This is a genomic window from Acaryochloris thomasi RCC1774 (genome assembly GCF_003231495.1).
GTDB lineage: Bacteria > Cyanobacteriota > Cyanobacteriia > Thermosynechococcales > Thermosynechococcaceae > RCC1774.
The window spans coordinates 236,033-249,471 of sequence record NZ_PQWO01000001.1; the positions used below are offsets into that span (position 1 = coordinate 236,033).

6 protein-coding genes are annotated in these 13,439 nt (G+C 53.9%); 5 read left to right on the forward strand and 1 reads right to left on the reverse strand.

Annotated features, from left to right (window positions below; translation table 11 throughout):
• Window positions 1-194: 194 nt before the first annotated feature.
• Window positions 195-2,033: a cytochrome c biogenesis ResB family protein gene (locus tag C1752_RS01260; RefSeq protein WP_110984228.1), complete on the reverse strand. Its 1,839-nt coding sequence runs from the start codon at window positions 2,031-2,033 to the stop codon at window positions 195-197.
• 997 nt (window positions 2,034-3,030) lie between these two features.
• On the opposite strand from C1752_RS01260, the gene C1752_RS01265 reads away from it, so the two are divergent.
• The 5 genes from C1752_RS01265 (at window position 3,031) to C1752_RS01285 (ending at window position 13,386) form a co-directional block, all read left to right on the forward strand.
• A complete protein-coding gene (locus C1752_RS01265; protein WP_110984229.1) occupies window positions 3,031-5,649 on the forward strand; it encodes a beta strand repeat-containing protein in 2,619 nt (872 codons plus the stop codon).
• 96 nt (window positions 5,650-5,745) lie between these two features.
• Entirely contained in the window at window positions 5,746-6,306 is a 561-nt protein-coding gene (locus tag C1752_RS01270; RefSeq protein WP_110984230.1) for a DUF11 domain-containing protein, read from the forward strand.
• Between the two features lie 196 nt (window positions 6,307-6,502).
• On the forward strand, window positions 6,503-8,071 hold the full coding sequence (locus tag C1752_RS01275) for a DUF11 domain-containing protein (RefSeq protein ID WP_233501247.1): 1,569 nt from the start codon (window positions 6,503-6,505) through the stop codon (window positions 8,069-8,071).
• Window positions 8,068-11,721: a TonB-dependent receptor gene (locus C1752_RS01280; RefSeq protein WP_110984232.1), complete on the forward strand. Its 3,654-nt coding sequence runs from the start codon at window positions 8,068-8,070 to the stop codon at window positions 11,719-11,721. Before C1752_RS01275 ends, C1752_RS01280 begins: the two co-directional genes overlap by 4 nt.
• 54 nt (window positions 11,722-11,775) lie before the next feature.
• Window positions 11,776-13,386 carry a right-handed parallel beta-helix repeat-containing protein gene (locus C1752_RS01285; RefSeq protein WP_110984233.1) on the forward strand — a complete coding sequence of 537 codons (1,611 nt, stop codon included), beginning with the start codon at window positions 11,776-11,778 and terminating at the stop codon, window positions 13,384-13,386.
• Window positions 13,387-13,439 lie beyond the last annotated feature (53 nt).

Genomic DNA, 13,439 nt, shown 5'->3' on the forward strand with positions numbered 1-13,439 from the left:
GGGAAGATCGTGGAGTACCTGTATTCGTCCCCAATATTCGCTGACACTGCGGGACTTCAAGTACTCAATGATTTTTATCAAACTCGAAAGCTGTTGCGAACTTGAGAGGATGCTGTCGACTCTCCCCCCAGAATTGGGGGGCTGGGGGGGCCAATGCAGAACGGAGCGGTTTTTACTCCAAAAAGGAAAGAGCATCACGTCTCTACCTGGACTGTGCTGTTTGCGAGGGGCTCTGACCGACCTGCCCCTAAAGGAGAAGCTTTGCTAACGGCCATCGCATCTTCCTCCACAAACCTCTCTGTAGGTCCTGAGGTCATCGTTCGCCAATATTTGCCGAGATGTTTGCCATAGAACATCGTGCTAATGCCGCTCACCACGAGCAGCGCCCCACTCCAGGTCAAAGCCGTTACCCACAGCGGTTCTCGCTTGACCTGCAGCGTAGACTGATTCAAATCACCTGGATTCCAGGAGGCTTGGGCAATCTTCCAGCCCTGATACCAAGTGGGGTGATTCATCCAGACATCTCGATGCTCAACGCTGCCCGTGTGGGGATCCTGCAGCTTGACTTTGCTGGTCCACATGGCGACGGACTCATCCCCTTCATTGCGCTCGACAATGAAGTCTTCAAGGCCCAGGTCAAAGGGGAGCGCCAGCGATCGAGGACTGAAAAAGGCAAATATGGCCCCCGCTGCATCGTTCAGTTCCGATGGTTCGCCCCAAGGTAGCCACTGTTCAGCGCCGGTTGGGGTCGTCACGAGCAAACCAGGGGAGCCTTCTTGATCAGATGGCACCACCTGACGCTGCACCTGCGCCTGGGTCAGCTCATTCACTAAGGTGATCTGAAAATCTGCCCAGCCCGTCTGAACAGGCTGTCCCGGCACCAACGGTTCTGAGGTAAACTCTTGAGCAGAGCGGAGGCCATAGAAAATCTGCCCCTGAGAATCGGCAACGACGCGGAAGAGACGGTCCGCAACGAGCGGGGCTGTCTGATAGGTAATTTCTAGATTTTGGGCGTTAATGTTGGGGCTGAGTTCAGTTCCTGACAGGACGGTCCGCACGGGGTCAAACCCTTCCTGAGCAAAGACATACCAGCGCTCAACGCCAGTTGAATGCTGGACCTCAAGGCCCAAAACGGGGTTCCGTAGCTCTTGGGAAATCGTGATCGGCTGTGATTGATTATTAAGGCGAAAGTCAGGCCAAACATGGCTCACGGTTACCTGCAGATCGCGATCCAGCTTAAGGGGGTGATCGAGGGCCTGCTCGACATCTAAGGTCTGCTTTTTACCTCTTGTCTCAATCTGCATCTGCCCCCATCGGCCAAGGACTGAGTTCTGAGATTCAGATAAAAGCTGCTGTAGCTGTTGGTCGTCTTCAGCCTGCACTAGCTCTAGCTGGGCAGGGCCAAGCGTTGTCTGGCGATACGCACGCGGAAAGTCAGCTAGCCAAACCTGCGTCGATTGGCCCATACGATCGCTGTTGAGCTGTAGCTGCACCGCTCGATTGGGAACCGCGCCCCCTTCGGCAAACTGAATGGTTTCAACGACGTGATCGCGATATCCCAGCAGGGACAGACCATTAAACTGAGCAGGTGACACGGACTGATCTGGATTCACTCGCAGCAGAGTTTGCTGCGGCTCTTGCCCCCATTGGGCCACCTCCAGCATGTCTCCTTCCGTACTTAGTTGATGCTGAGGGGGGCCGTCTGTGCGCAGCACGAGCATCCCTTCAGCACCCAGATGGATCACGGCAGCGGAGCCAGCAATCAAGACAATCAGGCCCAGATGCGCTAGCGCGAAGCCGATCTTCCGCGCTCCTTTCCAGGGATAGCGAGATAGGGCAGAAACACCAAGATTGACGGCGAGCATCAACATCAAGGCCCCAAACCAGGGGCTCTTATAGATCAGCTGCTGGACTGCTGCGGAACCCACCTGAGTTTCGTAAAACGTTGCGCCGATCAGGATAGTTGCGATCGCACTGAGCAGCGGCACCGCCAGCTTGATGGACCCTAAAAATGGATAAACTTTGGCGAACATGCATCACTCACGGGTGCAGGACTAGCCCCATTTATCCTGATGTTCAGCTTGTAAACGGTATTGGTTTTGACAAGAAGCCCCTTCAAGGATGCAGGAACAACATACTTCTTATGCATCAACGGCAGAAAAGACGGCGCTCGGCGGAGGCGCACATAGATCCGTGGTTGCGATTGCAACCACGGATCTACTCTTTAGCAAACACGCTTAGATTGCATTGCGGCCCCTATGCCACACGAAGAGAGAAAGGTAAAGGCAACCCCCACTAAAGCCGATAGGACTTCAAAGAAAAATGCAATTGAGCTGGAAAATACGATTTTTGTTCAGGGTCAGTTTCACGATTGAGAAAGCAGAGAACCGCTGATTTTAGCCTCAGTTGATAATTTTAGAAATTTGTTTTTTGGGCCAATCCCGTATTTATACGGAGGGGATTAGTAAGCAAGCTGTGACTGAAATCACAGAAAGAACAGGTAGAGAACTCAACATCCGTAAAAACACGGATTCACCATCGGGAAAGCCTATAGAAAGGAGCTTTGCAGCTCAATGGTTGGTCGAAAACCTGACGTTGATGTTGAATTGAGCTGATATCAGGTGCGTTTTCAAACCTGAAAATATACATTCATTTTCAAGATTTCTCTTTTTTGCGACAAAAAGCGAGCATTGTGTGATTTGAATTCCAGTACGTTTCCGGAGTTCAGCATGGGCATACTAACGACTAAGTTAGGAACAAGCGGGGGGCAGTGTGACCCGAAAGGTGATCAAACTTGCCCCTATCCTGACATCAATGACTCTATCCAGTGTTCGAGTCTCTCACTCTAAAACACCTGTCCTTAATTCATATAGAAACAGAGGCGGTGTGACGAGAGTTTGTTCTGAGGTTCCAGCTCAAAGCAAACACGGGTGCAACACACACCCAGTCGAATTGAGGTCACACCGTACCTCTGCCAGACGATGCCTATCTCTCGCAAGTTTGTTCATTTCACCAGCTAAGAAGACACCTATGACACACGATACATCACAACCCAAAAGACGAGGAAGCAAGCTTTATCGGCCAGTGGCGATCGCAGCAATGATTGCCGGTGGTTTGACTCAGTCCCTCCTTCCGGCCTTCGCTGCCGGTACTGCAGCAGGCGTCAGCATTAGTAACACCGCCACAGCCACCTACCGCGATGCTCCCGGCGGTAACGTTATTGATGCCACGTCCAATACTGTTAACATCACCGTTGCTGAGGTTGCCGGTGTAACCGCAGTAGCTTCTGGCTTTAATGACACTGATGGTGGCGCTGTTGAAGCAAATGATATCCTCGAATTCACCTTTGACATCACCAACATAGGTAACGCAGCAACAGATCTCTTCATCCCCGGCCTGAATGGTCTCATCGAAGAAAACTTTGATGCCACCACAGTCGAGATCATCAGCGTCAACGGAACTGCCGTAGGCCCCGTCGCTGTACTCGCTAATGGTTCTACCCTTGGTAGTCTAAGCCTTGACGACCTCGACCCCGACGCAATTGTGCAGGTTAGAGTCACCGGTACTCCTGCAGTGAACACACCTGCAGGTGCAGACGTCGGTGTCACGATCGGTAACACAGGCCCCAATAACAACAGCCCTAGCACGCAAAACCAGCCTGACGATCCCACTGGTGATGGCACCAACAACGACGAGATTCGTACAGTTGACGCTGATGCAGGCAATGGCGCCCCCGTTAACGGTGAGCGTGAAGCCAGTGCCGAGAATAGCATTCCCTTTGCTAGTTCCGTTGACCCTCTCGCGTTAGCCACGGTCACGAAAGAAGTTGCGACTTTGCTTCCGGGTGCTGGCCCCACTGCTAGCGACGACCTGATTACCTACAACTTGGGCTTGACCGTTGAGGGTAGCTCCCCCAACGCAGCCTTCGTTGCTGAAGACCTCGTTGGTACGCCGATGACCATTGACGGCAGCACTGAGACTCGCATTCTCGTTTCTGATGCTATTCCCGCCGGAACAGTTCTGAATGCAGTGCCCACCGCACCTGCAGGCTGGGAAGTGGTTTACTCCACAAACGATCCATCAGCGACAGCACCCATTGGAACTGGCCCTAATACAGCAGCGTGGATTCGCAACAGCGTAACTCCTTTGAATGCAGGTAACTTTGCATCCGTGGAAAGAGTGGGTTTCATTCGCACAGCGACGACTCCGCTAGCCGCAGGTACTGATGTTACGGCAACAACTCCGTTCCAATTTACCGTGATTACTTCTGGCCTCGCTCCAGAAGGTGGCCAAGTTGCTAACATCGCTCAGGTCTTTGGTCGCACCTTCGATGATCCCGCGATTGCTGGCTCACCCACTGATCAAGTTGTCTACGACGAATCTGGAGACAGCCAGCCCAACAACTTCAACGATAATCAAACGCCTCCCAATCCAAACGGCAGCAACTTCGTTCCTGCTGAAGATCGAGGGGTTGCAGATCCAGTAGCTCAAGGCACTGACACTAACGGCGACAATACAGGTTCAGGTCCTGATGGTGAAGCCAACGTTGTTAACATCGGCAATGTTGCTGGTGCTGATGACATTCTTAACGGTACCGATGGTGTTCCAGGTGCCCAAGGCCCCACCGACCAAAATGACGATTTTACAAACCTATCTACTGATGTCCCAGTGGGTACAGGTCCTGCAGATACTTTCAATCCAGCTGCAGTTACCTTTGATAACACCATTCAGAACCCATCTAGTGCTGGCTTCATTGCTGACGTGACGCTGCAGCCCATTTCTCCTACCCAGGCAGAAAACGCAGACGACAGTCCTCTGACAGGACAATACGATGGTGCTGATGCTATTCCTTTCGGCACTCAGGTCACGATTACTGCTACGGATGAGAACGGTGACGTTTTAACGGCAACCTATACCTACGTTAATCTTGCAGGTGTTCCCACCTTCCGGCTTGATAGCAGCACAACCACTGCTGGTGGCGGCGGCGCAATACCGACGCCCGGGGGCCCTGTTCACGTCAACTATGGTGACCTACCTGCAGGTCAGACCCTTGACTACACAGTCTCGGTTGATTTACCACCTACTGTCACACCTAACCAAGAGATCTCGATTCCGGTTGTAGCCTTCCCGGATGACAATCCAACTACAGCCCCTGGTTTAACTGGAGAGTCAACCAACAACATAACGATTGACCGCATCTATACCGGCTTCATGCAGCTCACGAAGCAAGCTCAGGTTCTGGATCAGAATGGCGTAATTGTGCAGCCATTTGCCTCCGATTTGACTGGCGTTGAGTTCCGACCGGGTTACCAAATCGACTACCGGATTGGTTACGAAAACATTTCAACCCCTGTCGTAGGTACCGGCAACGTGGGCCTCACAGCCTTTGAATTTGAAGTTGTAGAAGATGGTACCGTCGCCACTGGCACTAGCACCACTCAAAACAACTGGGCGGCTTTCACGGATCATGAGCAGAACACCAGCGCCACGCAGGGCGATGTGGAATTCTTCACCAACAGTGGTGATGCTACACCCCTGACAACCACAGATCCTCTCGCCAATACTCAGGTTGAGAAGTATGAGAACCCGGTTGGTCAGGTTGATCCTGGTCAAACAGGTGAGTTCCAATTCCGTCGCCGCCTCCAGTAAAGCCTCAGTCATGGGTGAGTGCGATGAGACTCACCCATGACGCCACAACTGTTTTTGAAGTCGACTGTAGTTTTTGAATTTTAAGGTTTTCTAATCATGAAACGACGTTTATCTATGGGTCTCGGTATTCTAGCCGTCGCCATTGCCGTTCCCTTTGCCAGCAGCACTCCCGTTCTTGCCAATTTGCAAGAAGCCGGTGAAGCACTGGTTCAGCAGATTCTTCAGCCCCAGGTCAAGTTGGCCCTTTCTGCCGAGAAGCAAGTGATCACCACTGATGCTGAAGGCAACAAAGCGACCGCTTGGGAAGCTATTGAAGGAGATGTCACAGTTCAGCCCGGAGATGTGCTTCGCTACACGCTCAACAGTGAGAATGCCGGTGACAAGCCTGCTTCTAACTTAGTTGTGACGCAGCCTATCCCTCAAAAGACCGCTTTCCGAGCGGATTCAGCAAAGGCCAATGGCGCTGAGTTGACCTACAGCATTGATGCCGGTCAGACCTTCTCTGCTCAGCCTCTGATCGAAGAGACTCAGCCTGATGGTTCTGTGAAGATGGTTCCTGCTCCTGCAGAAATGTACACCCATGTTCAGTGGGACTACAGCAATTCGCTGCAGCCAATGACCACTGTGCGCGCAACATACGAAGTTGCCGTTAAGTAACGCCACCAACGGGGGGCAACCTGCCCCCCTCAAACTCTTTTTACCTCTCTAAATTTGTGACGTTAATTCGACGCCCTCAGGCCCCCGACACGGTCTGACAGGCTTCGTGCGGCCAAAACTGGCCCACCGCTGCTGACCCCAGCCTCTTAATCTGTGCGATCCACTGTTCTACTTTGACCCCGAGGAGCCCACGCTCGTGAGATACTCTCACTTCCAATTAAATCCTGTCTCGGCAAGACGGCTGATGGCGGCGACCTTGATGCTTAGTCAAGTGCTGCCAAGTGTTGCGATCGCACAGACAGCGGACGATGCTGAGCTACTCATCAACAACACAGCCAGCTACCGCTACGCACAGACCCCTGGTGGCAATCCGTTCACAGGCTTCACCAACACAATCACAACACCCGTAGACAATTCGCTCACCGATCCTAGAGGCCAAATTTTAGGCTGTGGCGGCGCACTCTTAGACGATTACACCGGCTTCTCAGTCAGCCTCTTTACAGCAGATCCCAGTGACCCCACCGGCGCCAGCCTCGGGAGTTTAGTCCGCCTCACCCGCACCGAGCTGCCCGACAACCCCACCAATAATATTCCTGCCGGTATCGAACCCAACAGCAGCAACCTCAACCCCTTTCCCCTCAGCAATCAAGACAGAGGCGAGTACAGCTTTCTGCTTGACCCTAACCGAGGTCAGCTTGACGTTGGCGACACCTACATCTTGATGGTGGACGTCCCCGATACCTCTGTGTTTATCCGGCGTCAGATCAAGTTAGAGATCTTAGCGATTACGCCCACCAACAACCGCAACATCGTTAGCTATCGAGCAACAGCCCTAGACGGACAGCCTGTTGCGGCCTCAGGCGACGATCAGATCGATCTTTCTGAAACCACGCTGATTGCCGACGCCGATCAAATTTCCCTGCAGCTCCTCGCCATTCAGTTTGCCGGGGCGCTCTGTCCAGAGAGCCAAATTCAAATTACGAAATCAGGCGATCGCGCCAACGCAGCCCCCGGCGACACCGTGCTCTACCGACTCGGCATCCGTAACACCAGTGGTGATCGGCTTGATAACACCACCGTTACCGATGTCTTGCCCTTCGGCTTTCGGCTCCTTGAAGATGCCGTGCAGGGTGAAGTCGGCGGCGAGATTGTTCCAGTCACCGTTGAGCAGAATGGCCTGACGGTTACCTTTAGCACCCCCGCCGTTCTCGAACCAGAGGCCGTTCTCAATATTGTTTACGCGGCCCAGCTCACCCCTGATGCGATTCGAGGTGATGGCGAAAACGTTGCAACAGTTGCAGCTCAGCGCGTCGATAACGACCTAGAAGTCCGAGATGGACCGGCGATTAACCGCGTACGCATTAATCCTGGCATTGCCTCTGACTGCGGCACTATTCTAGGGCGCGTCTTCGTAGACAAAAACTTTGACGGTGAACAGCAGCCCGGCGAACCCGGCGTTCCCAACTCTGTCGTGTTTATGGATGACGGCAACCGGATCACCACCGACGAAGATGGTCTCTTTCATCTCAAGTGTGTCCTGCCCGGTCAGCGGGTCGGAGCCTTAGACCTCACCAGCCTGCCTGGTTACACCCTCGCCCCCAACGCCTACTTTATTGAGCGCAATAGCCCCTCTCGACTGGTCCGGCTCTCGCCGGGTGGTCTGGTGCGCATGAACTTTGGGGTCACACCTACTTTCCAAGAACGATCAACCTCTCCTGTGCCAGAGACCTTGAACGCTCCCAGCTCTCAGGAGGAGTCCCAATGACAAAACGATCCTATCTTCGCGCCAGCCTTTTAGGACTGCTCATCAGCAGCGGCTGGGCGATCGTCCCCACCCTAGCCACAGCTCAAACACTGAAGCTAGAGCCGACTCCGAGTTCTACAGAAGCCGTTTCATCTACGGCGACCCCAACCACAAAGCCTACGGCTGCTGCTTCATCTACGGCTTCTACCCCAGAGCCTACGGTAGAAACTGAAGTCTCTGTCCCGTCAGAAGAAATTACTGAAGCACAGGCTGCTGAAGCTGTGCCCTCTCAGCCTCCTGTTGATTCTGGAGCAGCGCCAGCAGCGCCTGTCGCTCAGGCGGCACCGCAGGCCCAGACCGTCAAAATCCTATCCCCGCCTTCAGGCGCAACCCTACCGCAGCCTTCTTCCACCGTAATTGTGGAGTATAAGGTCGGTCAAACGGTTAATTTGCAGGTCAATGGTAAGCAGGTCGACCGCAGCTTGATCGGTCGCACCGAAACCAATAGTGAAACAGGCAAAGTCCGCGAGACTTGGTACGGCGTTATTTTTGGCGCTGGGGGCAATACCCTCACCGCTCATCTAGACGGCAGTAGTGAGCCAGCCACAACAGTTAACCTCGAAGTCCCTGGCGAACCGGATCGGATCAAAGTCAGCACGCGCGAAACCCGAGTCCCAGCAGATGGACGCTCCACAGTCACAGTTGTAGGCCAGCTTCTCGACAGTCGTGGCAACCGCTCTAGCTGGAATTCACACATTACGCTAGAGGCAAGTGAAGGTGAATTTGTCGGCGTCGATGCCAACTCTACTACACCCGGATTTCAGGTTGAGGCCGTCAATGGCGAATTTACAGCCGAACTGCAGGCCGGTCTACAGGCGGGCGCACTGCGGATTCGGGCCAGCAATGGCGAAATGGAAGGCTTCCATCAGTTGCAGATGGTCACCCCCCTGCGTCCCTCGGGACTACTAGCAGGTGTCGTTGATGTTCGCTTCGGGCGGCGGGGCACAGACTTCTTTGATAGCTTCCGCGACTTTCTGCCCCCGGATGGAGACAATCGCTTTGAGCTAGACACCCAAGCTTCAGGCTTCGCCACCACCTCTGTCGGAGAGTGGCTATTTACCGGTGCCTTCAATACTGAGCGTCCGCTGAACGAAGACTGTCGTGGTGAATCAACGCTATTCCGAGCGCAGGTAGACTGCGATGACACCCAATATTCCGTCTACGGCGATAACTCCACCGTTGAGTCCTTCGCTTCTTCCACCGACAACCTTTATCTGCGCCTAGAGCGTACTTCCCCCGTCCCGAATGCGGGGATTGACTATGTCCTGTGGGGAGACTACAACACCAACGAATTTGCTCAGCCCTCACAGTTCTACACCGCCACTAATCGCGCCCTCCACGGCGCTAAGGCTAACTACAATCTCGGCAACCTACAAATCACAGGCATCTTCGGCAACAACACCGAGGGCTTCCAGCGCGATACCATTGCCCCCGACGGCACCAGCGGGTTCTATTTTCTGTCTCGTCGCCTGCTGATCTCTGGCAGTGAGCAAGTTTATCTAGAACTAGAAGAACTCGATCGCCCCGGCACAGTTCTAGAACGGACGCGCCTCCTTCGAGGTGCTGACTATGACATTGACTACGATCGCGGCACCCTGCTGTTCCGGCGTCCGATTCTGCGTACCGATGTCACCGAAGATGGTCGCGTTGCCGTACGCCGAATTGTCACCACCTATCAGTTTGAAGGTGAAGGGGGCGGCACCAGCATCTATGGCGGGCGGCTACAGTACAACTTTTCGCGGGGCTTAGACAAAGAAACTTGGTTGGGAGCTACCTATCTCCTTGAAGATCGGGGCGATCAAGACTTTGAGCTGTTCGGCGCTGATGCCTATGTGTCTCTAGGGGGCGATCGCTACCTGATTGCAGAATACGCCCACTCTGAAAACGGCCTTGACTTCAGCGAGGCCATCAGCGGCGACGCCTACCGCGTAGAGCTAGCCGGAACCATTATCGATAAGGTCACGGGTCGAGCCTACTTCAACCACAGCGATACGGGTTTCTCGAATACAGCCACCACGAGCTTTGTACCCGGCCAAACCCGCTACGGTGCAGAGGTCACAGCCGAGCTGTCCAGCTCTACAAGTCTGCGAGCCAGCATTGATCACGAAGACAACAATGGCATCGCCCCTCAGCCCCTCGATACCTTTGAAGACCTGATTCGTCCTGGCTTTGCGCCCACGCCAGGTATTGGTGTTGACAACTCATTGACCACAATCACAGCAGGCATTCAGCAGCGCATCGGTCGCGGTACGCTTGGGGTTGACTATGTTCGTCGTGAGCGCTCAGGTGACTTTAGCAATGTCAGTTCCGATCAGATTCGCACCAGCTTTATCACCCAACTGACAAACGATCTCAGCTTTCATGCCTACAATGATCTGACCCTATCCTCTGAGTCAGATCCTGTCCATCCGAATCGGACTACGATTGGGGTTGACTGGCAAGTTCATCCCGGCATCACGGTGGCGCTCAATCAGTCCTACTTCACAGGGGGACAGTTTGACGATGACTTTTTAACCAGTCTCGATATCAAGGGCGAGCATACCTTCTCAACGGATACCACTTTGCGGGGCGAAGTCTCAGTGCTGGGCGATCGGGGACTCGTCGGACGCTTCGGCATCGATCAGGGTGTAACGCTAGCCCCCGGTTTAGAGGCAGATTTCTCCTATGAGCGGGTCTTTAGCGGGTTCCGCGACACGGCAGCGGGCAGTCAGTTCGCGCAGCCCTTTGCGGTTGGCTCTGGCGCTTCGGCTTTGGGCCTCACCTCTGGCAACAGCTTCAGTGCCGGTCTCAGCTACACCGATAATCCTGACTTCAAAGCTAAGGCACGGGTTGAATACCGCGATTCTACCTCTCAAGGCTCGAATCTAGTGATTACCGCTGATGCGCTAGGCCGCATTAACAATCGCTTTACAACGCTGGCGAGCTACAGCCAAGCCAGTTCTGCGAACCAGACTCTCAGTGCCCTAGGGACCAGCCGTGATCTGAAGTTGGGTTTAGCCTACCGAGATCCTAAAGACGATCGCTTTAATGCCCTGTTGCGCTATGAATATCGTGAAAATCCTTCACTGATTCCTGAGACGATTCTATTTGGTCGGGGTACGGGGTCAACGGAGCATCTGCTCTCTGCTGAGGCGATTTATGCACCTGACTGGCGCTGGGAATTCTACGGCAAGTTTGGCCTCCGCCACAGCCGCACGAATCTGGCGGAGAATCTAGTGGGCACCAGCACGGTTTCTCTCGCTCAAGCACGGGCTACCTACCGCTTTGACAAGCGCTGGGATGCCTCCATCGAAGGACGCTGGATTGGTCAGCCCACTGCAGGCTTCAATGAGTTTGGGATCGTCGGTGAAATCGGCTATTACCTCAATCCGAATCTGCGCCTTGGGGCGGGCTATGTGTTTGGTAGCGCTAGCGATCGCGACTTGGGCAATTCCCGGTCGGCCAGCGGTCCTTTCTTCGGTATCACCGTGAAGCTCGACAACAACTTGCTGAAGGACTTTGGTTTCCGCAATCAGGTTGCGCCCAAACAGCAGCAGGAGTCTGAGTCTGTTGTAGAGGCTTCCAACAAGGAACCTGAAGCCACTCCTGAAGCCCTAGCGACTGAAGGCTAGCCCCTTCTAAAGCTACTCTCTCCTGATGCATCCAAAGGTCTCGGAATTTGAATTATGTATAAATTAGTGTTTAACACCGTTCGGAATCCTGTCTGGATCTTGCCTGTTTTGCTGTTGGGCAGCTCTCCCAGCTTGGCGCAATCAGCGGCCTCACCCCTCCAGGTCACGGTCAACAGCAGTCAGGATGGTGAGATTGAAGCTGACGAGCAGATGACGTTGAGAGAAGCGATCTCAATTCAAAACGGCACCCTCTTGCCCTCAGATCTGACAGCGGCTGAACAGGCCCAAATCCAGCCTGCAGACCAACGTAAGATTGCTTTTAACCTACCGACAGGAGAGACCACCATCCAACTCCAGTCAGTGCTGCCTGCCTTAGAGTCACCCGACTTATACATCGATGGCACAACGCAACCCGGATACGACAATGCTCCCATCGTGGCCCTCACCCCTGCAGCAGGCACAGAGGTCTTTCGCGGGCTAACGGTGGTTGCCAACAATGTCACCATTAAGGGACTCAGTTTATACGGCTTTACTTCTATACATCGAAAAACGGCCACGACACCGCCAGCCGATATCTTCATCGCTCACCGGCTACCGCCGCCTGATATCAGCCAGCAAAAACGACCCAACGGTAACTTTCCATTTCGGGACCGCGATCAGCCCCCCACGGGCGTTGTAATTATAGATAACTGGTTGGGACTCACCCCTGAAGGTACCAAACCCACACAGCCTTCAGCCTTTGGCGTGTCGGTCTTCAACAGCCAGGGAGCAACAATTAAAAACAACCGCATTGCCTACCATGACGGCAGCGGCATTATCACCTCGGTTCGGGCCGAGAACTTAGAAATCAGCGACAACCAAATCGTTGCCAATGGCCTTGCAGGGATGCCGGACGCGATTCGTTTAGAGGGCATCATCGACAAGGGCGTGATTCGTAACAACCTAATCTGCGGCAATGACGGCAGCGGCATCTTCATGTTCAAGCCAGAAGGTGCGGTGGAAATATACGACAACAACATTAAGCTCAACGGCCAGCGACTCAAGCGGGCGGCGGTTTATCTGATGGGCAATGATCATCAAGTCCGCAACAACCAGATTCATTATCAGTCCGGTCCAGGGGTCGTGGTGGCGGCTTACCCGAAGAGCGATCGCAACCTCATCACCCAAAACAAATTTAGCAACCTCGACGGGCTGAGCATTGATTTAGTCGCTCGCCGTGGCGTGGGTGTCACAGCCTACCAGCGCGGAGACGGTGCCAACATGCCCCAGCGTGATACCGGCAACCGCCGCCGTGACACAGCCAATCGCGCCATTAATACTCCCGTGTTTTTAAGCCAGGAATTTATCCGCTTTGACGATCAAGTCAATATTGACGGGGTCGCGGATCCAGGTGCGATCATAACCTTGTATAAAGTTACGGAGGACAACGATGTATACGGACCCCTCAACGCGCCATTGATGGATATCACCACCAACAATGAAGGTCGATTTTCTGCGACGTTGGAAGGTTTAGAAGCGGGCGATCTCATCAGCGCCATTGCCACCCAACCGGAGGCAGGTACCTCTGAACCCGCCAAGAACGCCAGTATTCAATCCTTAGAAACGGCTCCTGTGGCCCCATCAGCCGTGAGCACAGCTGTACCAAGCTGCACAGCGACTCAGTAGAGCTACCCCATCAACTGATGCCCCCGTATAATGAGACCTGATGTGTCACAGTT